Raw genomic sequence first — 25,978 nt, 5'->3', positions numbered from 1 at the left:
TCGAATTTTTAATGAATAGAAAACAATATGTTCACATAAAAAAATTGAAAAACAGCACATTCATCACTATCTTCATGCAAGACCTAACACCTTTTATGATGAAGACACCCTCTACCTATTTTCAGGGATTGGAGTACATTCTGATCGCCAATCTACCCTTCAGCCAACGTATTGATTTTCTCTGCTGGCTTCCTAAAGGCGCCCTAAAAACTTTACAAATTGGCAGCGAGCAACCTTATGAGTGCGCCCCATATGCCGATTATGAATTTTGGCTGGATTTTCACTTTCCCTTCATTCAAAGCCGACAAGTGGATTTCGACTTTGAAATCTAAGTAGGCAAAACACCCTGCACACCACACAAAATTTGGGTTTCCATAAAAAAATCAGCCCAACATTTGGATAATTGTTTTTTGCCGCAGATATTTGAGGCATCAAGTCAAGGCGGTATCCACGCATTGATTTATAAAGAAGAGTGAAGAGACAGGCTCGAAGAAGCTCTAGCAACCTGACCCTCGTTAAGGTGCTAATTCCTGAACCAAGAATAATTGGTGAATATAAATTAACGACAATGAAATTATCTCAGCACTATTTTTTGGCCATTGAAGCCAACACTCCTGAATACTTTCGCAATGCTGCGAAGGTCAAACCCCTTTATGTCGCTGTTTTTGAACGAATGCGCCCATAGCGGCATCCTTCACTCATTACACTTCCGATCACGGTACTGATTATCGGTGCCGTTCGCTCATCTGCTAACGATTGGCAGAAAAGGGGCGTGAATTCTCCGCTTTTTTTTAAGATCAAAAACACTTCAAACCATATCACCATGTCTAATTCACATCATTTCGAAACATTACAATTACACGCAGGCCACAGTTTAGATAGCGACACCCGCTCAAGGGCAGTGCCATTATACCAAACAAGTTCCTACGTTTTCAAAGATTCAGATCATGGTGCAAACCTTTTTGCCCTGAAGGAATTCGGAAATATTTATACCCGAATCATGAACCCGACCACAGATGTGTTTGAGCAGCGAATAGCAGCTTTGGAAGGTGGGGTAGCGGCTTTAGCAGTAGGCTCCGGACAGGCGGCACAGTTCATTGCGCTGAACAATATTGTCAGTGCTGGAGAAAATATTGTCAGTAGTCCATTTTTGTATGGAGGAACCTACAACCAGTTTAAAGTGGCGTTCAAGCGCCTCGGGATCACGGTAAAATTTGCGCAGGATAACGAAGCTGAGCACTTTGAGCAGCTCATTGACGAAAATACCAGAGCGATTTACCTGGAATCTATCGGCAACCCGTCCTTCAATGTCGCCGATTTTGAGAAAATTGCCGCAGTAGCAAAAAAACACGATATTCCTTTGGTAGTTGATAACACTTTTGGCGCAGGAGGGTATTTATTTAGACCTTTGGAGCATGGTGCGAATATCGTTACGGCATCGGCCACCAAATGGATCGGTGGACATGGCACAAGTATCGGTGGTGTGATTATCGATGGTGGGAATTTCAATTGGGGAAATGGGAAATACCCGCAGTTCACGGAACCTTCTGAAGGTTATCAGGGCTTGAAATTCTGGGATACATTCGGTGCCGACAGCCCTTTTGGCAATATTGCCTATATTATTCGGGCAAGGGTAGAAGGGCTGAGGGATTTTGGTCCTGCATTGAGTCCTTTTAATGCTTTTCAGCTGATTCAGGGTTTGGAGACCCTTTCCCTGCGGGTTGAACGCACGGTAGAAAATGCACAGAAAGTCGCTGAATGGCTGGAGGCGCATGAATTGGTGGAATCGGTGAGCTATCCAGGTTTGGCGTCGCACCCGAGCCATGAAACGGCAAAAAAATACCTGAAAAGAGGCTTCGGTGGCGTACTTTCTTTTGCTGTGAAGGGCGATCTTGACACCACGAAAAAGTTTGTGGACAATCTTGCACTGGTGAGCCATCTTGCCAATGTAGGGGATGCAAAAACATTGATTATTCACCCTGCATCCACCACACACCAACAGCTTTCTGAAGAAGAAAGAGCGGCGGCAGGCGTTTTGCCAAACGCACTTCGACTTTCCGTAGGCTTTGAACATATTGATGACATTAAAGGCGATATTTCGCAAGCTTTCGAAAAAGCATTTGCTGAGGTAACGGCCTAATATATACTTTCCGCTGAAGTGGCGAAGAGCACTTTCTTCACCACTTCAGTGACTTTGACAAAAACACAAGCATGACTGCACAACAGCATATTTTTAAATACACTAAACCATTTTTAACCGAGAGCGGTGCCACACTCAACAGTTTTGAGCTGGCCTATACCACCCTCGGAACCCTTAATGCGACCCAGGACAATGTCGTTTGGGTTTGTCATGCCTTTTCTGGAAATGATAATGTCCTTGACTGGTGGCCGGGCCTTTTTGGCGAAGGCAAGCTTTACGATCCCGCTCGGGATTTTATTGTTTGTGCCAATATGCTCGGCAGCTGCTATGGTTCTACGGGACCGTTGAGCACCAATACAGAAACAGGTCAGCCTTATTTTCACGATTTCCCAGTACTTACCAACAGGGACATCATCGGGGCTTTTGATCTTCTTCGGGCAGATTTGGGACTGAAAAAAATTCAGCAGCTTATTGGTTGCTCACTCGGAGGGCAACAGGCATTGGAATGGACGATCTCTCGCCCTGAGGTCATTCAAAATTTGATCTGTATTGGTGCAAGTGCCAAACACTCTCCCTGGGGAATTGCCTTCAACCAAACTCAGCGTATGGCGATTGAGCAAGACCCAAGCTGGCAGGAGCGTCAGCCTGAAGCAGGTCTCAGTGGCCTAAAAACGGCACGTGCGGTAGCCATGCTCTCTTACCGAAATTATCAGACTTATCTGGCCACACAACAGGACCCTGACGATGACAAGCTTGAAAACTTCCGCGCTTGTTCCTATCAGGAATATCAGGGTGAAAAGCTGGTGAAGCGTTTCAATGCGTTCAGCTATTGGTACCTTTCCAAAGCGATGGACTCCCAAAATATTGGACGCAAGCGCGGCACCCTGGAGGCTGTGCTGTCGGCAATCAATATCCCTTGCCTATACATTGGCCTGAGTTCCGATATTTTATTTCCGATTGAGGAACAACAATTTTTGGCTAAACACACGCCACAGGCACACTATTCAGAAATCGACAGCCTTTACGGACATGATGGCTTTTTGATTGAGTCTGTGCAACTGACCGAGGCGATTACCAAATACTATGAATCCATTTCTGTTTTGAAAACAAAATAATCCTGAACGATTAAAAGGCGAAAGCCGTGAGTTTACAGGTGAATAACCGAATACCTCAACTGCAAGGATTTATCGTCAGCACATAAAAAAACGAGGCTGCCTCTTTATGAGACAGCCTCGTTTTTTTTATGCAGGTAGTTTAATGGTATATTTTTTTCCTGGTTTTTTTATCGTCAGTGTATTCTTCCGCAGCCATGAATTATACCGTTTGAGTGTTTTGTAATTGATCTGGTGGTCAAGTGCCCAGGTGGTCAGGTCAGGAATAGTTTCCGTGATCTCCACCTCTTTCAGTGCTTCAGGCTGATAAAGTGCAGAGGCAGGAATATAGAATCCAAAAGCCTCAGGATCTTTTAAAATCTGCTTTACTGCCAGCATGCGGAACACGTACCTGCTTGTTTCGGTGTTTAGCAATAAATCGTAATAAGAGCTTACCCGCTGCTTGGCTACCGCTTTATTGAAACCATTGCGCCCCATATTATAGGAAGCTGCTACATTGGTCCAGTTGCCATATTTCTCATAGGACTCCAGCATATATTTACAAGCCGCATAAGTGGACTTCATTGGATCAAAACGTTCATCAACTTCATCGTTCACTTCAAGACCTAAATCCCGCGCGGTACCTTTCATCAGCTGCCAATACCCTGCCGCTCCTGCGGGGGAAATCACATTGGAAAAACCACTTTCGATTGCCGCTACATAAATCATATCTTTGGGAATACCCGCCTGTTTCAGAATACTGGCCATTTGCGGTATCCAGCGATGGCTGCGCTTAATGAGAAAGATTGTACTGGAATGGAAGTAAGTGTTCACATACAATTCCTTGTCCATTCGCTCATAAACATCGGGATCGTTTAAAGGCACTGGTTCCCCTGCCAAGTTAAGATCCTTGGGCATTTTGACCACTTTCGCATTGATAAAGGGTGCCACAGGAGTATCTGCTATACCCGCATTTTTAATGGTTTCACCACTGAAACTACCTCGCCCTTGCAGCTCGGAATTTTTAACAAACGCAAGCCCTGCTACTACCGCCACGACTCCCAAACCTAAAAAAAACTTTTTCACCAAAATCTCCTTCCTTTTATTCTTTCAACTTCTGACACTGTCATGTGAGGTTAAGGCATTGAAGGAGTCCTAAAAATTAGGACTCAACAAATATTTAGAGTAAAAATCATTAATCACTTCCAGCACCTCCTCGGGGGTGTCCACGATGTGGAACAAATCAAAATCCCTTTCACTGATGTTCTTTTCCTTCTCAAACACCATTGTACGAAGCCAGTCTACAAGACCTGTCCAATACTCTTTCCCCACTAAAACAATCGGAAATCGGCCGATTTTTTCTGTCTGAATCAAAGTAATGGCTTCAAAAAGTTCATCTAAAGTACCCATACCGCCAGGCATCACAACAAATCCCTGAGAGTAACGCACGAACATCACCTTCCTCACAAAAAAGTAATCAAAGGTAATCAACTTATCGGGATCAATATAAACATTTGAAAATTGTTCAAAGGGTAAATCAATATTTAATCCCACAGATTTACCATTTGCCGCCCGCGCGCCTCGGTTTCCTGCTTCCATAATCCCAGGCCCTCCGCCAGTAATCACCCCATAACCATGCTTTACGAGCTCCTCGCCAATCTTGGAAGCGGTCAGGTAATAGGGATTGTCTTCTTTGGTTCTTGCTGATCCGAAAATAGAAACGCAGGGGCCAATCTTGGCCAATTTATCGAAGCCTTCCACAAACTCAGCCATCACACGGAAGATGGTCCAGGAGTCTGAACTTTTAATTTCTGACCAGTTTTTGTTTTTGAAAGCGGCTCTTATTCTTTCTTCACTATTATCGTCGGCAGGGGCATTTGCGCCTGCATCATTTTGAATATCACTCATGGTAAATGCGGTTTATTGATTTAAAATTGCCTCAAGCGCAGGACGCAGTTTTGGGTATTGGAATTCAAAGCCCTCCTCCTGAATTTTCACTGCGGAAACTCTTGCACTACTTAACACAACCACTGCCATTTCTCCGAGCGCAAACTTGAGGGCTATTTTTGGCACACGGGGAACCCATTGTGGTTTGTTCATGACATCTGACAATACTTGTGTAAAAACACTGTTGGTGACCGGGTTTGGAGCGACGGCATTATAAACGCCCCCCATTTGTTGCTGATGAATGGCCATGCTGAACATCTGTGCGACGTCAGCAATATGAATCCAGCTCATGTATTGGTCCCCTGAACCCAAAGGGGCACCGAGCCCAAACTTGGTCGGCTTACGCATTTGCTCCAAAGCGCCGCCCTGCTCAGAAAGCACCACCCCGAGGCGCAGCTTCACCGTCCTGAGGTCGCAATGTTCCCCGAGGTGATCTACTGCCGCTTCCCATTCCTGAACAACGGTGGCCAGGAAATCATCACCCGCAGGCGCATCTTCATGCAGCACTTTATCCGAGCCGTCACCATATAGACCGATCGCCGATGCCGACACAAAGTCCTTCACCTGATGGGGCACTTTAATCAAATATTTTTCAAGCAACTGGGTCCCTTTCACCCGACTGTCGCGAATTTCTTGCTTGCGGGCTTTCGTCCAGGGTTCATCAGCCACACCTGCCCCCGCAAGGTGAACAATACAATCAACATCGGTAAAAGCAGCAGGGTCAATGGTTTGTGCGCTGATATCCCATTTGTAGGTTTGTACGCCATTAGCTTGCGTTTTTGGGGTTCTTCCCAAATGCTTAACAGTGGCACCCTGATGAAGTAAAATGTCGGTCAATTGCTTTCCCACCAAGCCTGACCCTCCGGTAATTAATATCGTTTTGCTCAAAGTATTATCAGAATTATTGTCTTTTTTGAACGTAAGGGCAAAGGTAACAGTTGGATAGTTTCTTTTTTATTACTGCTCCAATCAGCCTTCATTTCAGGCATTAAAATCAGGCCGAACATCCCTTTCCGCACTACCCGGATTTAATCTACTAAAAATCAATCTATTAAAACAATCCTGCTACTTTCACCTTCATAAATACCCATGGACGGCAAGCATAATCTCCCTTAATTTAGCACATCAGCAGCTGCGCAAGGAAAGCTTAACATTAACGCAATATAATGATGAAGCCCAGATAATGATTTTTCCCCTCGAAAGCCGTTATATTTGTACTGTTAATATTCGAGACATGAGATACATTCTAACATTTTTGGCTGTTTTAACGCTTCAGCTTTCCACTTTTGCCCATGGCGAAGGTACCACAGAAGCCAATGCTACTTCTACCAACTTTGCGGGGAAGGTCGTTGATCACAGAACAGGCGAGGCCCTTGCTGGTGTTGAGGTCGCCATTCACGGAACCAGCATCATGACAATGACCGATTTCGATGGTAACTTCAGCTTCAAAAACATTAAATATGGCCAATACACCCTTGAAATTGACTATATCGCTTATGAAAAAGACACTGAGCAAATAAATTTGTCAAAAAATAGCAATAATTCTCGGGTCTTTAAACTTGCTGAATTAGAATAAGATATCTTCCTGAAAAATCAAACGGCGCCCTTATCCACGATAAGGGCTTTTTTTGTGTGAAACCTTTCCGTTTACAATACGATAATATAGTTAACAATTTGGTAACATTGGGAAAATGTACTACATTTATACCATAGCAAAGGAACATATTATTAACATCAATAAATTCGGGATTTATGAAAAATCTATTTTTAATCCTCGTTACTTTTTTACTTTCAACAAACGCTTTTGCAGCAAAAGACAACTTAGTAGAACGCAGCGGAAAATATTACAATACCTCAGGGGAGCTCTTCAGTGGGCAGTTTGAGAACTTATATACAAATGGTGCCACGAAGGCCATCTTTACGATGGTTAATGGCAGTAAGCACGGACTGGCAAATACTTATTATGAGTCAGGGCAGCAGAAAGAGCTTGGTGCTTATATGAATGGCCTGAAGCAAGGCAAGTGGATTAAGTGGAACAAAAATGGCGTGAAGGTCAGTGAAGCTTATTTCAAGAATGGAGAAAAAGACGGCCGTTGGGTTTTACGCGACGACCAAGGTAATATCCGCTATGAGCTTCAATATGCGAATGGCAAAAAAGTGGGCCACTGGAAGGTATTTGATGCCAACGGCAACCTCACTCAGGAGATGAATTATTGATATACTATCTATAATATTAAGGTTTTAAGACGAGCAGTTTGCTCGTCTTTTTTTGTTTATAGAGCTTGGGCGTAACGATTATCAAAAAGTTGTGCATCAATAACTGAACGGCGGTAAAAAAGTGCCTGGTGTTCCTGCTCTAAAAACTGATTATAAGCCCGCACTTTCTTTCGGGGCCCAGACGGGCGAAAATCAAGGCGGTAATCTTGTTCTGCAATCTGCTTGCTGTAGGTCTTGAGCGACTGTGATGCCTCCGCAGCATTTGAGGCATATACTTTCCAACAGCCTTTATATTGGTGGTCAAAGTTCACCGAATCGAAGCGAAAGAGGGAATGTACAAACTGGCGATCTTCTGAATAATAGCGCAGTTCAAGCATCGGGAAATATTGCATCAGACTGTCTTGATGAAAAGTGATTTGATAAGGAATCACGATCGTTTTCCCTGTCAAATAAGGGGGCTGAATATCAAGTGCTGTCAATTGTTCAAATCGCTTTTTCTTATTGATATTGAACTGAAGGGTGAGTGAATCGATGCAAGTATTCAGTGTATTTCTTTCTGCTTTCAAGCGTAGGTATGCTTTGCGCTCTGCACAAAAATCTGCATACGTCAGCTGCGCCAGCTTTTGTTGTATTTTGGGGTTGTTCACTGCCCGAAGACTGTTCAGGCTTGCCGTATCCAGTCCGCTGTTTTTTATTGCCGACAAATCTTGATCCAGTCGGCTGAAATTGATTTTAGCCTCTTTAGGCTCACAAGCCATACAAAGAAGCAAAAATAGTATTCCGATATACCTCATTTTTTTACAAAAAAAAAGTCGCTCACAAGATGTAAGCGACTTCTGTTAATGATTAAATCTTATTTTGCGTCGCTGTCGCCAACGGCTACCGATTTACCCCAAGTAACCAATGCCTGAGGCGCGCCAGTTGCCGATGCATCAAGACCTGCACCGAAGAAGCCTTTAACTGCCTCAATTTGTGCATCAGTGGCATCTTCTTGCCCAGAACCCGCTTTCACGCTGTAAGTCAATTCAGTACCGTTTGCTGCCATGTATTTCAACTTTTCAATAGAAGAAGTGGCATCTTCAATATGACCAATAGACTCCAAAGTTTCAACATCGATGATGCTCTTTGTTGCCGCACCGTCTGCTACTTTACCAAATCCTTCAATCACAACATTAGTCAAGTCAAAAGCAGTACCCGCACGCAATTTCAAGCCGTTTGAGCCTACGTTATCTTTATCCACCAAAGTCAAGTTAGTGATCATTGGCTTAGAAAGAGGAAGCGCCTGGAAGTTTGAACCATTGTTATCAGCCTCGATACCGCGGTCATTTTCACCGTTGTTAATCGCCGAGTTGTGCTCACCATAGATATTCTCAACACTACCTGTCCATCCGTAAGTCCAGTCAAAGATATCATCCTGAGAACCGTAAGCAAATAAGTTCGTCGCATTCACTGTACCACCGAACCACTCAAAAGCATCATCAGAAGCGTTATAAACGGCAATGTGATCGAGTTTCGTTCCACTACCAACACCGTTCAAAGTTACGCCGTTGTGCTCTTTCTCAGAGTTAATCTGGTTTCCACCATATTTGAATACGGCATACTCAATAGATCCTGAGTTATCATCATTGATTTGACCACCATAGATCGCATCTCCTACCTCTGCAGTAGCTGTACCGCCATCAACATTAATTGGCGCCTGACCATTAACGATCAAACCACCCCATGCACCAGGCTTAGCCTCTTGCGTATTTACTGTAAATACTACCTCTTTACCAGCTGATCCTTTGATGAAAATTTTTGATCCCTGCTCTACCAACAAATATGAGCTCTCTCCATTCTTAATCGTAACACCTTCCTCGATAGTTAAAGAAGCGTCTTCTGTTACGTGAATTCCTCTGTTGATAAAGTAGGTTTCACCAGCCATTAAAGTAACGTCTTGATCAACGTCCTTTACAATTTCATTATTGTCGTTGATGATCTCGTTTGTTGGATCTACAGGATTTGAGTCATCGCTTGAACAAGATGAAAAGCCTAATGCTATAATCATAGCTGCGGCAACTGGTAATCTGAATAGTTTTTTCATGATAAATAGTAATAATATAAGGTTTGTTTTTGCGTCTTTGTTATGATACAAATGTATATCTCTAACATTACCTTAAATGCAATAACATATTTATTATTCGTTAACTTTTGTGATTATTTAATCAAATAACTTAATGATATACTAAAGTCCATACCCGCATGGTAAGCATCGACCAACTGTCGATCGATTTGGGTATCACTAAAGTCTTGCTGATATCTTTCAATCTCAGGATTAAGTATATTTCTGACTTTCAAATCTACACTCCAATTTTCTGTAATTTGATTCTTCCAGATGAAATCCAGGCGAGGGACACCTTTTTCATATATATCACCAGCACCCTGCTGACCTGCCGCGTACACACGATCGCCGAACATGTTAAACACACCACTGAAGGTAGTATTCCATTGGCCAAATTCGTGATTGTAAGCGAGGTTTGCATTCAGCAAATAAGGGGAAGCACCTTGCAATGCACGAGATTGGTTGGTTAAGATGGCTGATTTATCATCACCTTCTTTAAGTTTAATTTCCGACACCATTAATGTGGTATTGAAACCGACACTAAATCCATCGAAATCCTCTCCGAGCACAGCGCCTAAATTTTTATTCAGTTCAATTTCTGTTCCGTAAACATTTGCTGCTTCGGTGTTAGTATAGGTAAATAAGTTACCTCCACCCTGTGCAACCTGTGTCATCTCTATGGCATCGTTGATTCGTTTTCCGAAAAGAGCGACACTGAATACATCGCCTGAATTTGGGAAATATTCATACTTCAGGTCAACGTTATAATTCGTAGAATTCTCCAAATCCTTATTACCCTCAAACAGGTTCCCGTCAATATCTTGATACTGGAAAGGAATGATCTCTCTCATGCCTGGGCGGGTCAATGTTTTACTTGCCGCAAGTCTGAAGTTGGTTTTGTCATTCAGTGCATATTTCAAAGAGATCGAAGGAAGGAAATCATTGGTTTTATACTCACTGATTCTGAAAGGATCATCATAGGCATTTCTTAATGAACGGAAATGAACCTCTTGCAAACCCTTTTCATATCGTACACCAGCAATTGCTTTCAATCGTTCAGAAAAATTATAATCATAAGTTACAAATGCCGCATTCACATTCATAAAAGCTTCGAATTCATGCTGTGCTACATCTATACCATTGGTATATGTATAATAACCTTTTTCATAGTTTTCATCTGTAAAAAAAGCATCAGGGTTATCAGCATATACAGGTTGTTTTAATCCTTCCTCACCCGTAGCTCTCAGGTTGTACTGAAAAGACTTCATCTGGCGCCCTTTGAATCTTCCCTGGTAACCGAATTTCACTTCTCCTTTGGTTTCATCTTCATTCAGCATACCATGCTTGTAAGAGAAATTTGCTTTAGCGGCCACCTCATTTTCATCCATATCACTCCAGAAACGGTGGTTTTGCGACGCATTCAATTGCAGCAATCTATTCGACTCTGTTCTGAAACTATTCTGACGACGGTCAGGCTCCACTCTGTTTGTGGTAGAGTAGGAACCGCCCCACTCAAAAGCGAGTGTTCCATCAGTATTCAATTCATGACTACCGAGTAATTGGTTGGTCAGTAGTTGTGTTTGGGTGTAAGTGTTACGACGAATCAGGATATCGTCTGCGTTCACATCCTGAATGTAACCAAACAGCTCTGAATTTGTGTTGTCTGATGTATTGGCAAACAAGACATTATAAGTGAAATTATGCTGATCGTTCAGTGCGTAGTTTACACCAAGCAGGGCGGTAGTCAAAGTGCTATAAACGTACTCATCTCGCTCGAAATTATTCATTTCAGCAGCCTGAGCGTTCAAGTTTCTTTTGGTACCTCCTTTATAAGAATAATTGTTTTCGTGCGCTACCGATGCGATAAACCCGAGGTGGGAATCGACACCAAGCTCATATTTTTTACCGCCACGTGCGCTGAAGTCGAAGCCTACAGGAGCATTGCCTACGGTAGGGGTGAAGCCATTTTCAAAAGGCTGCCCACTTTCGCTTACTGATGGCACATTACGTGTCGTCAGTGGGTTGGTACGGCCATTGCCACTGAAGCCCAGTCGCTCGAACTGCCCATTTTTGAAGGAAGAAAATCTTTTGCCAGTAGTAATTGAGTTGGCACTGATGCCGCCACCCAAAGACAAAAATGCCTCTTCAGGATACGTCTTTGTTCCAATATCAATGGCTGCGCCACCAAAGTCACCATATTCGTTGGCGTTGAAAGTTTTGCTTACCGAGATGGCTTCTACAACATCGGTAGGGAAGATTGACAAGGGGATCATCTTCAGGTCAGGGTTTGTGGCAGGTACAGGCAGGCCGTTAAGCGTTGCACTGTTATAGCGGTCACCCAGTCCACGTACAAATACGCCTTTAGCACCAACTTTTGCGATACCCGACATCTTTGTCAGGCCATCTTCTACATTGGAAACACCTTTTACGGCCATTTCCTGAACACCGAGGTTTTCAACCATCGTTGCCGCTTTTTTCCGTTCCAACAGCAGCACCTCACTGCCTGAACGTTCCGCTTTACTGCGGATCACGACACCTTCGAGCTCTACCAAATCAGGATCCAGATCAACATTGAGGGTCGTTGCTCCATTTGCAGCAACCTGCACCGCACCTGTCCAGTCTTTATAACCGATGTAAGATACTGTGATGGTTTGTGCTCCTGCGGAAGCATTAAACTGAAAATTACCGAAAACATCCGTTGCTGTACCTGTCGTTGTTCCTTTGATCAGCACGTTTGCTCCAATCACTTCTTCTCCCGTATTTTTATCTTTTACGGTTCCCTTAATCGTTCCACTTTGTGCAAAAACGGCGATATTGATCAATGCCAGCAACCAAGAGGTTAGTAATGTTCTTTTCATGGGTTTTCTTTGTAGCTAATTTTATCTGCCACAAAAGTAGACCTGCACTGTTACTTAATCCTCGTTTAATTTTTAATTAAACTTTACCTCTTGCCGCCTTAATATTACCTGTGCTTTACCAAATCCGCTTTGGCGCACTCAATAGGTTACCCATGTATAACTACTGCTCCATAATTTTACTGCAACCAGCCCAAAATGCCGCCTTAAGCCATTTAAATAGCCTATTTCATCATGGAAACCTCAAATTAACATTGTAGTAATATTCACTAGTTCGGGCTATTTTCAGCCATATAATTATTAGGTATAAAAAAAGGATGTAAGGTTTATTCCCTTACATCCTTTTTAATCTGCCCTCCACTTTACGACTGAACCGCTGAAGGTTTGGGCTTAGGTTTATAAAATCGATCACGTAAACCGAAGGCGACACGCACCAGTAGAATCAGGGCAGGGACTTCAACCAACGGGCCAATAACACCTGTAAACGCCTGACCTGAGTTCAGCCCGAAAACGGCAATAGCCACAGCGATGGCCAATTCAAAGTTGTTTCCTGCGGCAGTGAATGAGATCGCCATATTTTCATCATAAGGAGCACCCATCATTTTGCTCATAAAGAAACCAACAAAGAACATGATGATGAAATAAATCAGCAAAGGCACTGCAATGAGGAAGACATCAAAAGGAATTTTGACGATCAGTTCCCCTTTCAGGGAGAACATCACCACGATGGTCAGCAACAAAGCGACCAATGTCATCGGCGAGATTGCAGGAATGAAGGTTTGCTCATACCACTGCTTTCCTTTGGCCTTTACCAATACCACCCGGCTCAGAATACCCAGTAAAAAAGGAATACCGAGGTAGATGGCTACCGACTCGGCAATTGTGCCGATGGAAATATCTACAATAGCGCCTTCGAAGCCCAATAGAGGGGGCAGTTTCGTGATGAAAAGCCAGGCGTAAAAACTGTAGCCAAACACCTGAAAGATGGAATTCAGTGCCACCAGACCAGCGCCGTACTCGCTGCTGCCATCGGCCAGATCATTCCATACCAAAACCATTGCAATGCATCGGGCGAGGCCTATCAGGATCAGCCCAACCATATACTCAGGGTAATCATGCAAGAAGATCAACGCAAGAGCGAACATCAGTGTAGGTCCAATAATCCAGTTAAGCACAAGAGAAACGCTCAGTACCTTCACATTTTTGAATACTTTGGGCAGTAACCTATAATTCACTTTCGCCAGTGGGGGATACATCATCAGGATCAAACCGATGGCAATAGGGACATTGGTACTGCCCGTCTGCATTTGATTGATATACTCAGGAAAGCTCGGCAACAGATAACCCAGCCCAACACCAATCGCCATAGCGAGGAAGATCCACCAGGTGAGGTTACGATCCAGAAATCCCAGTTTTTTTGTATTGCTCATGGTTTATTTTTTAATTTTTGAAAAGGCATAAAACAGCTCGTTGGCTATTTGCGCCGAACGTTCATCGTATTTCTGACCTTCTTCCGCAGTACCGTCAAAAGCCTTGGGGTCTTCGTAGCGCAAAGGGATTCGTGCCTCTGCCCCAAAAAGTACCGGGCAATTTTCGTCGGCATGCGAACAGGTCATGATGCTTGCATATTCTGCTGAAGGGTTTACCGCATCGTCGAAGAGCTTTGAAAAAGCGACCTGTGGTGCCGCCTCCTCGGCATAAGACATGCTGTACCGAGGGTTTTCATCGCCTTCTGCTTCAACTTTAAAGCCTGCTCGCTGCAATGATGCCACTGCTCTTTCGTTAAATGCCGTAACTTCTACACCTCCTGAATAGGTATCAGCAGGTACCTGATGGTAGTCTGCGGCAACCTTCGCCCAAAGTTGCGTCAGGTGGCTCCGACGCGAATTGTGCGTACAGATAAAGTTCAGCTGAGCCGTCTTTTGCTGATCGACTTTCGACTGAATATAGTCAATCAGTACCTGAAGGTCCGCTTTGCGGTTCTCGTCAATAGGTTGACCCGTCCAATCGGCAACGGTCTTTTGCAGCGTAGGAAAAAGGGTGATTGATTTCATGGTGTATGTTTAGATTTTTTAATTTCAAAAATTTGCACAGTCAGGACCCTGTACTGAAGCCCCTTGCAATAGGAGAAGGATTAACAACAACCTGTATTGGGATCGCAAGTCTGCCCACTGATTTGCCCAAGGGTATTCATTCTAATTCTTGGTTTTTCTTCTCGTGGCGTGATCCCGCAACGATCTGGTGCAAGGCAATCGGTGGTCATGACAGAAAGCATGAACTTTCCCCGACCAATGGTTTTTAACTGAAACAATCCAATGGTCTGCTGTTGGTATTCCACTTCAACCTCCGCATCTGGCAGCTCCAGCACTTTTTCTGTATCCTCAATAATCTTCAGTACTTTTTCACCACTCAAGCGGTGCTGAAGGTCATCAGCTACCCAAAGCTGAAAACAAATGGTGGTATTTTCCTGCAATGTACCTCCACAGTCAAGGAATTTTTTGGTTTTCACGCCTGCTTCCGTCAGGTGGAAATGCGCAGGAACGGCAGTGCCTTCAGGGGTTTGAATATGTAATGCGTCAGTGCCTTTTAAAGCTTCTTTGAGTTCAGATAATGTCATGGTTTGAGTCGTTATTTTTTTATGGAGTGAAGAAATCTTCGGAGCAATTCAACACCCATCGAATGATGGATATGTGATGGTTTGCCTTAGCAACATTTGGGAGTATCCAACTTGATGGATATACCTACCACAAACTGTTGTATAGCCTCCCAGCCTTCTTTATTAATGCAGTAATTCATCTGCTTGCCATCGATCGTGCCCTGCACCAGCCCAACTCTTTTAAGCTCTGAAAGGTGCTTGCTGATTGTTGGTTGTGCCAGTGGCAACTCTTCTACCAAATCGTTGCCAATACAGCGGTCGCAATTGGCCAGGTACTGCATGATGTACAAACGTGCAGGGTGACCAAGTGCCTTCAGCCGCTCGGCCATCAAATTGATTTCTGACGAAAATCCTTCTGTTTTTGTTATTCCCATATAGCAATATTAGAATATATTTTTCAGAATTGAAAACTTAAGCAAAAAAAAGATCCCCGAAGGGATCTTTTACTGATTAAACAAGCGACGCTTGCGATATTTTGGGGCTTAGCATCCCGCTAAGACCAATATTTGAGGTATTAAAAACCATGATTACCTTGATTTAAAGGATTTCCATGATTATTTATTTTGCCTAAAAGTTGATTAATCAGCACCAAGCGAATAGCTCGTTCAAAAAAATCTGTGGACAAATAAATACCCCTTTGTATTATCAATTATTTCTGAATTGGCACCTTTTTCAAGATCGCCTCTACTACATCTCTTGTCGATACGCCATCCGCTTCGGCTTCGTAGTTCAACAGGATACGGTGACTCAGTACATCCACAGCAACTTCCTTAATATCCTCTGGCAAAACGTACATGCGCTCATCAAAATAAGCAATCGCTTTCGCTGCCAAATTAAGGGCAATTGATGCACGAGGAGACACCCCGAACTGAATGTATTGTGCGTACTCGCCCAAACCATAATCTTTTGGATTTCGGGTAGCAAATACCAATTCGATCAAATACTTCTCTAAAGATTCCGAAATAGAAACCGCATTGATGTCATCACGGATTGCGAATACATCCTCTTTGCTCAAAATGGTTTCGATCTTGGTATCGAACTGCATGTTGGCCATTCGGCGCATGACCTCAAGCTCATCTTCTTTAGAAAGGTAGTTAACGAACACCTTCATCATGAAACGGTCCACCTGTGCCTCTGGCAATGGGTAAGTTCCTTCCTGATCTACGGGGTTCTGTGTTGCCAGCACCAAGAATGGGCGATCGAGCTTATAAGTATGCTCACCGATCGTTACCTGCTTCTCTTGCATTGACTCCAAAAGTGCTGCCTGTACTTTGGCGGGGGAGCGGTTCACCTCATCGGCCAAAATAATATTGGCAAACACAGGGCCTTTCTTCACCTCGAATTCCCCAGAGCGCTGATTGTAGATCATCGTTCCGACCAAATCCGCAGGGAGCAAGTCAGGGGTAAACTGAATACGTTGAAAGTCTAATTTCAGTACTTCCGCAAGTGTATTTACGGTTAAAGTTTTTGCAAGACCAGGAACCCCCTCCAGCAAAATATGCCCTTGGGTGAACAAACCAATCAACAGGCGATTGACCATGTATTCCTGCCCAACAACAACTTTTCCTACTTCTTGAAATACTTGTTGAATTTTCTGTTGCCGCGCCGCGCGCAGGTCGTTATTTACAGTATCCATGCCGTAAAAATATGTCTTTATGTATGCGTTTCAGTATTGCTTACTTTTTTCCTCATTGGGGGCACTTTCAGCCCTTAAAAAAAGTTGGCTTGCCAAAATAAGAACAATCCTTTGAAAACAAAAGAACAGAAAGGGAGGAGAAAATAAAAAGCATAAAAAAACCTTCCTCTAATCATTAGAAGAAGGTTTGTAGAGCGAAAGACGAGATTCGAACTCGCGACCCCAACCTTGGCAAGGTTGTGCTCTACCAGCTGAGCTACTTTCGCAGGAAATATTACACTGGCCGTTGCCAGCAAAATTTTGTACCAGAGGCGGGACTTGAACCCGCACGACCTAACGGTCACAAGATTTTAAGTCTTGCGTGTCTACCGATTCCACCACTCCGGCCCGACCACCCGATAAATCAGGTGCGGATAAAACGAATTCCGAAAAATTCATTTGAGCGAAAGACGAGATTCGAACTCGCGACCCCAACCTTGGCAAGGTTGTGCTCTACCAGCTGAGCTACTTTCGCAGGATGTTTTTGCGATTGCAAGGTTAAGCAACGTTTTGCTTTATTGCAAGGCTTATGTCAATTTCTTTGAGCGAAAGACGAGATTCGAACTCGCGACCCCAACCTTGGCAAGGTTGTGCTCTACCAGCTGAGCTACTTTCGCGGGATATATGCTAATAAGTACCAGAGGCGGGACTTGAACCCGCACGACCTAACGGTCACAAGATTTTAAGTCTTGCGTGTCTACCGATTCCACCACTCCGGCCCGACCACCCGATAAATCAGGTGCGGATAAAACGAATTCCGAAAAATTCATTTGAGCGAAAGACGAGATTCGAACTCGCGACCCCAACCTTGGCAAGGTTGTGCTCTACCAGCTGAGCTACTTTCGCAGGAATTAATATTGCTCCATTCTGACGTTTTCAGAATTTTTGAGCGAAAGACGAGATTCGAACTCGCGACCCCAACCTTGGCAAGGTTGTGCTCTACCAGCTGAGCTACTTTCGCAGGAATTTGTATTGCTCAATTCTGACGTTTCAGAATTTTGAGCGAAAGACGAGATTCGAACTCGCGACCCCAACCTTGGCAAGGTTGTGCTCTACCAGCTGAGCTACTTTCGCTTATTTTTGCGCCCCTTGTTTCGTTAAGGGATTGCAAAGGTAGCCACGTTTTTTTTAAATGCAATAACTGAAAAGAAAAAAGTTGATAATTTTTAAAAAAACGCCTTTCTGACTACCTGAAAAGGGATTTTCCAAACTTTCTCTTTGGGCTAAAGCTTCGCAAACATCGTAAATTGCCAACAAAAAAGCCAAAGTCTTTAACAAAAAACTTTGGCTTTTAAGTGGATTATAATCTCATTATTTACGTCTTGTTGCGCCACAGGCATCAACAACTTGCTGAGGATTAACGGCCTCGCCGTTGGCCAGCGATACCTGCCAGTCAAAAGAATCGTTATCAATTTTTTCCTGCGCCAAATGTGCAACACCGCACATTCCTGCAACGGTTAACTTGGCATTGGTATCAATCTGCAAAATTCCTTTCAGCGAATTGGTATCTGTTGTGCCTCCAATGGCGGTATTTTCAAGGCCAGCAAGGGAGCTCAGGTTGGCATTCGAGGAAATATTAATTCCTCCTGCTTTGGTCAGCTTACTCATGGCGGTCAAATCTGTCAGCGCATCATTGGCCAGCAATCTGAATTCCCCATCAATGGTTTCAATGTCCTCCAGACCATTCAGGTCTTTCAATACTTTATTTTGATTGATGTCCAGACGCATCAGCTCCGTAACATCTCCCAAGCCTTTGAGTGAAGTCAGTTTATCATTCTGAGAGATGATCATATCTGCCTCAATGAATTTCAAATTATCCAGCCCTGAAAGATCGGTAATCAATGGCAATTGCTCCAATGACAACTGCAATACCGAATCAATCTTATTCAGCCCATCCAAAGAGGCCAGCACAGGCATTAAACCAATACGCAGGTTCCCTTTGAAGTTCGTCAACTGATCAAAGCCCTTCAGTGAGGTTATCTTTTCGTTGTTCTTCACCGTAAGGTTCCCCTCCACAGTGGTTAGTTTTGGGAATGCCGTAATGGTGGTCGCTTTCGAATTTCGATCGATCGTCAGGTCGTTTCCAACAAACAGCAAATTACTGAAACCCGAAATTTTATCTATTGTACTGTCCGATGCAATCGTCAGGCTACCATTGATAGAGTCCAGGAAATCAAAAGCCTCGTAAGGGCTAATGCTGTAATCGTTGTCGCGGAAAATCAGACTACCACGAATACTCACGACCTTGCGGTCTTCCAACTCCTGAATGTTATCCAGGGTAGGGTTCTGAATTGATCCCTGATAATAAGGTGCATCAACACCCGTGGTATCAATAATCTTTGAAGCATCGTAAGGGTTCGGAATATAAGGAGCTGGTTCGTCATCCTTCTTACAAGCACTCAGTGCACCTACTGCAAGGATACACACCAGACTATATTTCAGCCAATTTTTCATCTATCAATCACTTTAATCCTATGATAAGGATACTTTTGGTTTTAATTTTTATTGCTAAACTGCCATATCGGAACAGTAACAACCGACTAATTTAGCACTGATTTTCGACAAAGTTGCAAATAATCGATCATTCTTGCCACCCAATGGTTGTAAAACATTTCACTTTCATTGGAAGTACTCCAAAACGGCACGCTCCTTTCCTAATATAGCGTATTCATGAGGCGATTACCGCATATTTTTGGTATTTTGCCGAAGAAATCAAGAATCATAAACTCTCATAAATATATCATCCCTATGGAGGCTAAATCATTTATCGAAGCGAATAAAGACCGCTTTTTGAACGAACTTTTTGACTTGCTACGCATCCCTTCAGTAAGTGCAGACCCTAAATTTGCCGGCGACGTGCAAAAAACGGCTGAATTTATTAAGGATCGCTTTGCAGAGGCGGGTGCTGAAAATATTGAGATTGTACCGACGAATGGCCACCCGGTAGTTTATGCCGATAAGATCATCGACGAATCGCTGCCTACAGTATTGGTTTACGGCCATTATGATGTGCAACCGGCAGACCCTTATGAGCTGTGGGAAACGGAGCCATTTGAGCCTGCGGTACGCAACAACAGAATTTATGCCCGTGGCGCATCTGACGATAAGGGGCAGGCTTATATGCACCTGAAGGCTTTCGAGGCGATGCAAACTTTGGGGCAGCCTGTAAACCTTAAATTTATGATTGAAGGGGAGGAGGAAATCGGTTCCAAGCATTTGGGTGAGTTTGTAAAAGCGAACAAAGAGCGCCTGAAGGCTGACGTAATCCTGATTTCTGACACTGGCCTGTTCTCGATGGATTGCCCTTCTATTTGCTCGGGACTTCGTGGATTGAGCTACCTGGAAGTAGAAGTTACTGGCCCGAACAGGGATTTGCACTCCGGACAATATGGCGGAGCAGTAGCCAACCCGATTAATGTACTTGCAGAAATGATCGCCTCGCTGAAGGATGAAAAAGGTTCAATTACCGTTCCTGGCTTCTATGACAACGTGATTGAAGTTTCCAAAGAAGAGCGTGAGCAACTCAACAAGGCGCCATTCAGCCTCGAGGAATACCAAAAAGATTTGGGCATTGATGCCGTGAGTGGAGAAGACGGTTACACAACTATTGAGCGCACTGGAATTCGTCCGTCATTGGATGTAAACGGTATCTGGGGCGGATATATTGGCGAGGGTGCCAAAACAGTATTGCCATCGCAGGCATTTGCCAAAATTTCGATGCGTCTGGTTCCTGGCCAAAAAAGCGAAGAGATTACGCAGCTTTTCAAAAAGCATTTTGAGTCTATCGCTCCAGACTGCGTAAAAGTAAAAGTTACACCGCACCACGGAGGCGAAGCATCGGTAACCAACATCGATTCTGCGGGATTCCGCGCAGCAAGCAATGCTTTTGAAAAAGTATGGGGCAAGCCGGCGATTCCTATGCGTGAAGGTGGCTCGATTCCAATCGTTGCTTTATTCAAAGAAGAGTTAGGGCTGAACAGCATTTTGATGGGCTTCGGATTAGACGAAGATACCATTCACTCTCCAAACGAAAGCTACGGCATCGACAACTACCTAATGGGAATCGAAACGATTATCGAATTCCACAAGGAGTTTGCTGAAATGAATAAATAAGCTGGTCAAATACACCACACTGAAAAAGCGAAAGCCCTCCCTGGTTTTCGCTTTTTTTATGCAATTGACGGAAAGATGTTTTAGCTCGATCTTTTTTAACCAGTCTAATTGTCAATTTTTAGACAATTGGTACCAAATAGCGCATTTTCTATTTCCTTTAAGCTCGCGGACTCGTTATCTTTACCATATGTTAAAGCAAATTCAAATATTGGGCATCCTGATCGCGATACTCGCCTATACTTATGGCGCCGTACCCGTGAACTCCCCCTATATTCGTTTTTGTGTACAGTGGGGTAATGCCCCTGCAAGTATGGATCAGCAAGTAAAATGCTACCCTTCTGTTTTTGGAGATCAGACTTGCGACTTTACCCACTTCATTCCAGCGCCTTCGACCAAAGCAAAGACTTGCACCAAAGAGATTGTCATTGTAAAAGCACTGGATCAACACATCCTGAAACTCTTCAAATTCATTCCTCAGCAGACTTACGCCGTGATCAAACACACAGCAGTACTGAAGGAATTATATCACTTCCTGGGAGAAAACAGCCTCTCACCGCCTCCAAGGTTTTAGAAATATCGCCCCTTGAACATCACAAACCGTGATGCGGGTTTTTATGCCCAAAACAATTGTTGCTGAATTTATTTTACCCACAGATTACACAGATTTTCACAGATTCTCAGTGCGTGGATTTGTTTTGTCCACAGATTAATGGAATTAATGAGATGCTTTAGTTGTGCTCGGGAGGCAAAATTCTTCAACAAAAAATCAATCAAGCACCAAATAAAAAATGTAAAAGGGTACTGATTTATTCACAGATTACGCAGATTCCACAGATTTTTTCTTGAGGTCTTTTTAGTCGTTGTTCACAAATCAATAATTAAAATAAAAACTCATGGTAATCCTGTTAATCAAGGTAATCATGGTTTATTAACACCCCTCTGACATTATTACACAGTGCTTACTGCTTCAGTATATACTATTTCCATACGGATATTTAATCTGTGGAAATCTGTGTAATCTGTGGGAGTAAACGTTTTCGATATTTCTAATAAAATGAAAAAATTAAGCATACTCTTCATGATCGCCCTTTTAGGGATGGTCAGTACGGCTTTTGCCGATATTCAGGATCCAGCGCAATGGTCGCTATCAGTCAATAATAAAAATTACACGGTTGGCGACGAAGTTACCCTGAGTTTCAATGCCACGATTCAGAATGGCTGGTATTTATATTCTTCGGATTTCGACCCAGAACTTGGGCCGATGGTAACCACTTTCACCTTCAAACCCAACGACACCTACGAATTGGTTGGTGGCATCAAACCTATCAACCCAAAGAAACATTATGATGACCTCTGGGAAGGGGAATACACCTTTTTCAAACAGCAGGGTGAATTTCAGCAAAAGGTTAAAATCCTGAAAACAAACCCACAGATCGCTGTTACGATCGAATACCAAACCTGCTCTGATGAATCGGGACAGTGTATTCCTTTCGACAAAGATTTTGACTTCAATGAAGTGTTAGGGTCGAAGGCTCAGGTTGCTAAAACGACCCCTGCAAAAAGAGAGAAAGTTTCTACCAAAGTAGCAGGTGAAGGAGATGAAAATACAACTCTTTGGGGTTTTGCCGTATTGGCATTTTTAGCCGGATTAGCCGCTTTACTGACTCCATGTGTGTTCCCGATGATCCCAATGACGGTCACTTTCTTTACTAAGGGTGGCAGCGACCGCTCGAATGGCATCAAAAAAGCGCTATTGTATGGCTTCTCTATTATTGCGATTTATACCCTTGCGGGGACAGTCGTAGCCGTATTTATGGGACCTGAATTCGCTAACTTCCTGGCGACACACTGGGCACCAAACCTGTTTTTCTTTGTTGTATTTGTCATCTTTGCCCTATCATTCCTTGGGCTCTTTGAAATTGTGATGCCATCATGGCTGGTAAATAAATCGACCGAAAACGAAGACAAAGGTGGCCTTGCCGGTATCTTCTTTATGGCCTTTACGCTGGTATTGGTATCATTCTCTTGTACTGGCCCTATCGTTGGGTCAATTTTGGTGGCTTCTGCCGGAGGCGCAATCCTAAAGCCTATCGTTGGGATGTTCGCTTTCTCTTTGGCTTTTGCAATCCCATTCACCCTGTTTGCGATCTTCCCAAGCTGGCTGAACGGCTTACCAAAATCAGGTGGCTGGCTGAATAATGTAAAAGTGGTTTTAGGTTTCCTTGAGTTGGCTTTAGGTCTGAAATTCCTCTCGATCGTAGATCAGACTTATCATCTTGGCATTTTAGACCGTGAGGTTTACCTGGCCTTCTGGATTGTCATCTTCTTTATGATTGGCTTGTACTTCCTGGGCAAAATCAGCTTGCCTCATGATTCACCAACAGACGGAAAAGTATCAGTCCCTAAAATGGTACTGGCGATTCTTACTTTCACTTTTGTGGTTTATATGATTCCTGGCATGTGGGGTGCACCATTGAAGCCACTGGCGGGTTACTTGCCTCCAAGAACAACACAGGATTTCAATTTGGATGAACCAATGATCGTTGGCGGTGGAAACGCTGCTATGGGTAATGTCCTGGATCGTCCTGCTAAGTATTCAGAATTCCTTCACTTGCCACACAACCTGAAAGGCTATTTCGATATGGATGAGGCTTTGGAGGCTTCCAAAAAATTGAACAAACCGATCTTTGTGGATTTCACTGGACATGGCTGTGTGAACTGCCGTGAAATGGAAGAACGTGTTTGGTCGGACCCGAAAGTACTGGAAATCCTTCGCAGAGATTATGTGATTTTAGCACTTTATGTAGATGATAAAACTGAACTGCCGGAAGCTGACTGGTACACTTCTACCTATGACAACAAAGTCAAAAAGACAATCGGTAAGCAAAATGCAGACCTTCAGATCAGAAAATACAACAACAACGCACAGCCTTTCTATCTGTTATTGGATAGCGATGGCGAGTTGATGGTTCAGCCAAAAGCCTACGATTTGAATGTGAACAACTTCGTGGAATTCCTTCAAAAAGGTGTGGACGCTTATAATGGGCAATAACATGTCATGTACGGACGTTGCATGCAACATCCCTACGATCCTATAAAATTCTTCAGCCCTTCGAGCAATTGCTTGAAGGGCTTTTTTTATATCACATTTTTTATACACAAAACTGCCATCAAATCGTTTTGGAGTGTATTTTTGCAAAACTTAACCTGCTTCGGACCCCTATTACTTTTTTCCACAAACCAAATCAGTCGTATTCCGAACATGAGGCAATTCATTACATCAACTTTAACCATCACCCTTATTCTCTTCTTTTGGAGTGGCCTGACGCAAATGCTGCCTTGGGGCGTACCTTCTACACAGAATGTCAATACCCAAAGTATCTCTGCGCAAACAGAGCATTTTCAGGTAGAACAGCTCACCAAGTTGGAAGCGGGCAGTTTAGTTACCCCCGCTTTTGATGATCTTTTCCAAAACAAAATCAGCACCCTGACCACCGACGATTCCTTCTCTTGGATCATTACCAAACCCCTGGAATACTATAATCCCATGCAATATTTTACCATTGAGATCCTCACCCAATTTTTGGTAGCGATCTTATTAAGTTGGATGCTGATTTTGACTGCAACACTAAGGACAACCCAAAGGGTACAAATCAATGTCCTTGGAGCAATTTTGGCTGCTGTTGCCGTTTACGGTCAAATGATGAACTGGTGGGGAATGCCTGCAATCTACGCTTTGGGAGCCTCTTTCAACCTATTGATCGGTTGTGCCCTGGCAAGCTTTGTCTCCGCCAAGTGGATCATTAAACGAAGCTATAAAGTTGGGTGGCTGGTGATTTATGATCGGTGACTGGAACACAAAAAACATCAATCGCTAACCACCAACCACTTTCCACAAGCTGATCTTATCAAGTGCATAAACCCATTGATCCGTCAATTGCTGTTTACCATACTCTTGATTTTAGGATTTGATTTGAGTGCATAACCGTAGGAGGGCAAAGACCTTATTGCTATCGCGAGAGTCCCTCTCGTGATAGCTCTTATCCGGATTTTCCTATCACGAGACAGAGTCACGCGATAGATTACCCTCGGGGTGATATGCACTCATTTGATTTAGGCTACCCCAACTATAAAAATCATGGTAATCCTTCTAAACAGGTAAATCATGGTCAAAAAACATCGACATTATAGTTTGAAAATCACCACAACAAATATTCATTCACAAAAAAAACATGAATCTCAACAAAATCACCTATATCATCTTATGTTGCGTCCTCAGTACTTTAACTGCCACGGCGCAACATTCCAAAAACACCCTCGACAGTCTTTACATCAACGAAACAGAAGCGCATCCCGACAAACCGGCAAAGGTACTTCATGCCGAACCCTTATACATTGACCTGATCCGTGACCTGGGCGCAAGGAAAGGAGAGAAGGAGTGGAATGTAGGGATGGGATTACTCGACCATAACACTTATGATCGTTACGAAGCGCTGGTTGAATACGAATGGGCACCAATGGATCGCCTTGGACTGGAAGTAGAGTTACCATTTTCTTTTTACTACCCACTGCAATCTCCAAACTCCTTACAAAATAGCGATCAATCTGATACCGTCAGTGCTCCATCAAGTGGGTTGGAAAGCCTTAAACTTGCGTGGCAATATACTATTTTAGTGTCTGAAAAATACAAGACCTCCCTGGCTGTTGGGTATATCCATGAGTTTGAAATCAATAATTTCAGCCAATATGGTAAAGGTAAATTCTTTACTGGCAATGTTTACAATCCCTTCTTCATTGCGGCCAAACGCTGGGGGCAGAATTTCCATACCCTCATTTATACCGGACCGGTTATCGCCAAGCATTTTGATTCCCCAACCGTCGATACGCATTGGCAGTTCAATTCCAATATTCATTATATGATCCCCGGGACAAGAAACTTCCTCGGGATAGAGTTCAATAAAGAAATGCACCATAATGATTTCGACATGACCATTCGCCCTCAGATGCGTGTAGAGGTTACCGAGAACATCATGATTGGTATTGTAACTGGTATCCCGATCAGTCGCGAGAGCGAGCGTTTCAGTTCCTTCCTGCGCTTGATTTATGAGCCTTGATGTTTATCCACAGATTAAGCACCGAATAAAAAATCCAAAGGGGTTATTATTTGTCCACAGATTACGCAG

Annotated in this window: 22 protein-coding genes, 8 tRNA genes and 1 riboswitch; of the genes, 10 read left to right on the top strand and 20 right to left on the bottom strand. The window is 43.5% G+C overall.

Annotation, left to right across the window (positions count from 1 at the left end; genetic code table 11):
- Positions 1–95 precede the first annotated feature (95 nt).
- From AABK40_RS01000 to AABK40_RS00990, 3 genes are all read left to right on the top strand, one after another.
- Positions 96–332, top strand: a complete 237-nt coding sequence (locus AABK40_RS01000) for a hypothetical protein (RefSeq protein ID WP_338397417.1) — start codon at positions 96–98, stop codon at positions 330–332.
- Between the two features lie 125 nt (positions 333–457).
- Positions 458–561: riboswitch (SAM riboswitch) on the top strand.
- A 262-nt stretch (positions 562–823) separates the two neighbouring features.
- The gene (locus AABK40_RS00995; RefSeq protein WP_332919870.1) at positions 824–2,140 is read left to right on the top strand and encodes an O-acetylhomoserine aminocarboxypropyltransferase/cysteine synthase family protein; all 1,317 of its coding nucleotides are present in this window, start codon (positions 824–826) and stop codon (positions 2,138–2,140) included.
- A gap of 71 nt (positions 2,141–2,211) precedes the next feature.
- On the top strand, positions 2,212–3,255 hold the full coding sequence (locus tag AABK40_RS00990) for a homoserine O-acetyltransferase family protein (RefSeq protein WP_338397416.1): 1,044 nt from the start codon (positions 2,212–2,214) through the stop codon (positions 3,253–3,255).
- Between the two features lie 126 nt (positions 3,256–3,381).
- Here the strand turns inward: AABK40_RS00990 and AABK40_RS00985 are convergent, their stop codons facing one another.
- From AABK40_RS00985 to AABK40_RS00975, 3 genes are all read right to left on the bottom strand, one after another.
- Positions 3,382–4,317 carry a lytic transglycosylase domain-containing protein gene (locus AABK40_RS00985; RefSeq protein WP_338397415.1) on the bottom strand — a complete coding sequence of 312 codons (936 nt, stop codon included), beginning with the start codon at positions 4,315–4,317 and terminating at the stop codon, positions 3,382–3,384.
- 69 nt (positions 4,318–4,386) lie between these two features.
- Entirely contained in the window at positions 4,387–5,139 is a 753-nt protein-coding gene (locus AABK40_RS00980) for an LOG family protein (RefSeq protein ID WP_332919873.1), read from the bottom strand.
- A 12-nt stretch (positions 5,140–5,151) separates the two neighbouring features.
- The gene (locus AABK40_RS00975; RefSeq protein ID WP_338397414.1) at positions 5,152–6,066 is read right to left on the bottom strand and encodes a TIGR01777 family oxidoreductase; all 915 of its coding nucleotides are present in this window, start codon (positions 6,064–6,066) and stop codon (positions 5,152–5,154) included.
- A gap of 346 nt (positions 6,067–6,412) precedes the next feature.
- On the opposite strand from AABK40_RS00975, the gene AABK40_RS00970 reads away from it, so the two are divergent.
- Both AABK40_RS00970 and AABK40_RS00965 read left to right on the top strand, forming a co-directional pair.
- A complete protein-coding gene (locus tag AABK40_RS00970) occupies positions 6,413–6,754 on the top strand; it encodes a carboxypeptidase-like regulatory domain-containing protein (protein WP_332919875.1) in 342 nt (113 codons plus the stop codon).
- Between the two features lie 176 nt (positions 6,755–6,930).
- Positions 6,931–7,395: a toxin-antitoxin system YwqK family antitoxin gene (locus tag AABK40_RS00965; protein WP_332919876.1), complete on the top strand. Its 465-nt coding sequence runs from the start codon at positions 6,931–6,933 to the stop codon at positions 7,393–7,395.
- A gap of 56 nt (positions 7,396–7,451) precedes the next feature.
- Here the strand turns inward: AABK40_RS00965 and AABK40_RS00960 are convergent, their stop codons facing one another.
- The 17 genes from AABK40_RS00960 to AABK40_RS00880 all read right to left on the bottom strand — a co-directional run bounded on the left by AABK40_RS00960 (position 7,452) and on the right by AABK40_RS00880 (position 19,136).
- Positions 7,452–8,189 (bottom strand): hypothetical protein, encoded by a 738-nt coding sequence (locus AABK40_RS00960; RefSeq protein WP_338397413.1) that lies wholly within the window; start codon positions 8,187–8,189, stop codon positions 7,452–7,454.
- A 59-nt stretch (positions 8,190–8,248) separates the two neighbouring features.
- The gene (locus tag AABK40_RS00955; protein ID WP_338397412.1) at positions 8,249–9,478 is read right to left on the bottom strand and encodes a hypothetical protein; all 1,230 of its coding nucleotides are present in this window, start codon (positions 9,476–9,478) and stop codon (positions 8,249–8,251) included.
- 113 nt (positions 9,479–9,591) lie between these two features.
- Positions 9,592–12,354, bottom strand: a complete 2,763-nt coding sequence (locus AABK40_RS00950; protein WP_338397411.1) for a TonB-dependent receptor — start codon at positions 12,352–12,354, stop codon at positions 9,592–9,594.
- 359 nt (positions 12,355–12,713) lie between these two features.
- Positions 12,714–13,781: an ACR3 family arsenite efflux transporter gene (arsB, locus tag AABK40_RS00945; RefSeq protein WP_332919880.1), complete on the bottom strand. Its 1,068-nt coding sequence runs from the start codon at positions 13,779–13,781 to the stop codon at positions 12,714–12,716.
- 3 nt (positions 13,782–13,784) lie between these two features.
- Positions 13,785–14,405, bottom strand: a complete 621-nt coding sequence (locus AABK40_RS00940; protein ID WP_332919881.1) for a low molecular weight phosphatase family protein — start codon at positions 14,403–14,405, stop codon at positions 13,785–13,787.
- An 80-nt stretch (positions 14,406–14,485) separates the two neighbouring features.
- Positions 14,486–14,968, bottom strand: coding sequence for a DUF6428 family protein (locus AABK40_RS00935; RefSeq protein ID WP_332919882.1), 483 nt, complete (start codon positions 14,966–14,968; stop codon positions 14,486–14,488).
- Between the two features lie 86 nt (positions 14,969–15,054).
- On the bottom strand, positions 15,055–15,381 hold the full coding sequence (locus tag AABK40_RS00930) for an ArsR/SmtB family transcription factor (protein ID WP_338397409.1): 327 nt from the start codon (positions 15,379–15,381) through the stop codon (positions 15,055–15,057).
- Between the two features lie 275 nt (positions 15,382–15,656).
- The gene (locus AABK40_RS00925) at positions 15,657–16,643 is read right to left on the bottom strand and encodes an AAA family ATPase (protein WP_332919884.1); all 987 of its coding nucleotides are present in this window, start codon (positions 16,641–16,643) and stop codon (positions 15,657–15,659) included.
- A 193-nt stretch (positions 16,644–16,836) separates the two neighbouring features.
- Positions 16,837–16,909, bottom strand: a tRNA-Gly gene (locus AABK40_RS00920).
- Between the two features lie 37 nt (positions 16,910–16,946).
- Positions 16,947–17,030 (bottom strand) — tRNA-Leu (locus tag AABK40_RS00915).
- Positions 17,031–17,084: 54 nt separating this feature from the next.
- Positions 17,085–17,157 (bottom strand) — tRNA-Gly (locus tag AABK40_RS00910).
- Positions 17,158–17,226: 69 nt separating this feature from the next.
- Positions 17,227–17,299: transfer RNA gene (locus tag AABK40_RS00905), tRNA-Gly, on the bottom strand.
- An 18-nt stretch (positions 17,300–17,317) separates the two neighbouring features.
- Positions 17,318–17,401: transfer RNA gene (locus AABK40_RS00900), tRNA-Leu, on the bottom strand.
- Positions 17,402–17,455: 54 nt separating this feature from the next.
- Positions 17,456–17,528, bottom strand: a tRNA-Gly gene (locus AABK40_RS00895).
- Positions 17,529–17,570: 42 nt separating this feature from the next.
- Positions 17,571–17,643, bottom strand: a tRNA-Gly gene (locus AABK40_RS00890).
- A gap of 40 nt (positions 17,644–17,683) precedes the next feature.
- Positions 17,684–17,756, bottom strand: a tRNA-Gly gene (locus AABK40_RS00885).
- Between the two features lie 237 nt (positions 17,757–17,993).
- Positions 17,994–19,136 carry a hypothetical protein gene (locus AABK40_RS00880; RefSeq protein WP_338397408.1) on the bottom strand — a complete coding sequence of 381 codons (1,143 nt, stop codon included), beginning with the start codon at positions 19,134–19,136 and terminating at the stop codon, positions 17,994–17,996.
- 294 nt (positions 19,137–19,430) lie between these two features.
- Between AABK40_RS00880 and AABK40_RS00875 the strand changes: the two genes are divergently transcribed.
- The 5 genes from AABK40_RS00875 to AABK40_RS00855 all read left to right on the top strand — a co-directional run bounded on the left by AABK40_RS00875 (position 19,431) and on the right by AABK40_RS00855 (position 25,909).
- The gene (locus tag AABK40_RS00875) at positions 19,431–20,795 is read left to right on the top strand and encodes a dipeptidase (protein ID WP_332922148.1); all 1,365 of its coding nucleotides are present in this window, start codon (positions 19,431–19,433) and stop codon (positions 20,793–20,795) included.
- A gap of 187 nt (positions 20,796–20,982) precedes the next feature.
- On the top strand, positions 20,983–21,366 hold the full coding sequence (locus AABK40_RS00870) for a hypothetical protein (protein ID WP_332922149.1): 384 nt from the start codon (positions 20,983–20,985) through the stop codon (positions 21,364–21,366).
- A 483-nt stretch (positions 21,367–21,849) separates the two neighbouring features.
- On the top strand, positions 21,850–23,847 hold the full coding sequence (locus AABK40_RS00865) for a protein-disulfide reductase DsbD family protein (RefSeq protein WP_338397407.1): 1,998 nt from the start codon (positions 21,850–21,852) through the stop codon (positions 23,845–23,847).
- Positions 23,848–24,057: 210 nt separating this feature from the next.
- Positions 24,058–24,645 carry a hypothetical protein gene (locus tag AABK40_RS00860; protein WP_338397406.1) on the top strand — a complete coding sequence of 196 codons (588 nt, stop codon included), beginning with the start codon at positions 24,058–24,060 and terminating at the stop codon, positions 24,643–24,645.
- A 382-nt stretch (positions 24,646–25,027) separates the two neighbouring features.
- Positions 25,028–25,909: an HAEPLYID family protein gene (locus tag AABK40_RS00855; protein ID WP_338397405.1), complete on the top strand. Its 882-nt coding sequence runs from the start codon at positions 25,028–25,030 to the stop codon at positions 25,907–25,909.
- Positions 25,910–25,978: the final 69 nt, after the last annotated feature.

It is taken from the genome of Persicobacter psychrovividus, assembly GCF_036492425.1.
Classification (GTDB): Bacteria; Bacteroidota; Bacteroidia; order Cytophagales; family Cyclobacteriaceae; genus Persicobacter; species Persicobacter psychrovividus.
The sequence above is the reverse complement of the archived record's forward strand: the minus strand, read 5'-3'. Positions and strand labels throughout refer to the sequence as shown.

What these genes read in the sequence shown, in the direction of transcription:
- AABK40_RS01000 (WP_338397417.1), top strand. Translation starts at nt 96, where the DNA reads ATGATGAAGACACCCTCTACCTATTTTCAGGGATTGGAGTACATTCTG.
- AABK40_RS00995 (WP_332919870.1), top strand. Translation starts at nt 824, where the DNA reads ATGTCTAATTCACATCATTTCGAAACATTACAATTACACGCAGGCCAC.
- AABK40_RS00990 (WP_338397416.1), top strand. Translation starts at nt 2,212, where the DNA reads ATGACTGCACAACAGCATATTTTTAAATACACTAAACCATTTTTAACC.
- AABK40_RS00980 (WP_332919873.1), bottom strand. Translation starts at nt 5,139, where the DNA reads ATGAGTGATATTCAAAATGATGCAGGCGCAAATGCCCCTGCCGACGAT.
- AABK40_RS00970 (WP_332919875.1), top strand. Translation starts at nt 6,413, where the DNA reads ATGAGATACATTCTAACATTTTTGGCTGTTTTAACGCTTCAGCTTTCC.
- AABK40_RS00965 (WP_332919876.1), top strand. Translation starts at nt 6,931, where the DNA reads ATGAAAAATCTATTTTTAATCCTCGTTACTTTTTTACTTTCAACAAAC.
- AABK40_RS00960 (WP_338397413.1), bottom strand. Translation starts at nt 8,189, where the DNA reads ATGAGGTATATCGGAATACTATTTTTGCTTCTTTGTATGGCTTGTGAG.
- AABK40_RS00955 (WP_338397412.1), bottom strand. Translation starts at nt 9,478, where the DNA reads ATGAAAAAACTATTCAGATTACCAGTTGCCGCAGCTATGATTATAGCA.
- AABK40_RS00950 (WP_338397411.1), bottom strand. Translation starts at nt 12,354, where the DNA reads ATGAAAAGAACATTACTAACCTCTTGGTTGCTGGCATTGATCAATATC.
- arsB (WP_332919880.1), bottom strand. Translation starts at nt 13,781, where the DNA reads ATGAGCAATACAAAAAAACTGGGATTTCTGGATCGTAACCTCACCTGG.
- AABK40_RS00940 (WP_332919881.1), bottom strand. Translation starts at nt 14,405, where the DNA reads ATGAAATCAATCACCCTTTTTCCTACGCTGCAAAAGACCGTTGCCGAT.
- AABK40_RS00935 (WP_332919882.1), bottom strand. Translation starts at nt 14,968, where the DNA reads ATGACATTATCTGAACTCAAAGAAGCTTTAAAAGGCACTGACGCATTA.
- AABK40_RS00930 (WP_338397409.1), bottom strand. Translation starts at nt 15,381, where the DNA reads ATGGGAATAACAAAAACAGAAGGATTTTCGTCAGAAATCAATTTGATG.
- AABK40_RS00925 (WP_332919884.1), bottom strand. Translation starts at nt 16,643, where the DNA reads ATGGATACTGTAAATAACGACCTGCGCGCGGCGCGGCAACAGAAAATT.
- AABK40_RS00880 (WP_338397408.1), bottom strand. Translation starts at nt 19,136, where the DNA reads ATGAAAAATTGGCTGAAATATAGTCTGGTGTGTATCCTTGCAGTAGGT.
- AABK40_RS00875 (WP_332922148.1), top strand. Translation starts at nt 19,431, where the DNA reads ATGGAGGCTAAATCATTTATCGAAGCGAATAAAGACCGCTTTTTGAAC.
- AABK40_RS00870 (WP_332922149.1), top strand. Translation starts at nt 20,983, where the DNA reads ATGTTAAAGCAAATTCAAATATTGGGCATCCTGATCGCGATACTCGCC.
- AABK40_RS00865 (WP_338397407.1), top strand. Translation starts at nt 21,850, where the DNA reads ATGAAAAAATTAAGCATACTCTTCATGATCGCCCTTTTAGGGATGGTC.
- AABK40_RS00860 (WP_338397406.1), top strand. Translation starts at nt 24,058, where the DNA reads ATGAGGCAATTCATTACATCAACTTTAACCATCACCCTTATTCTCTTC.
- AABK40_RS00855 (WP_338397405.1), top strand. Translation starts at nt 25,028, where the DNA reads ATGAATCTCAACAAAATCACCTATATCATCTTATGTTGCGTCCTCAGT.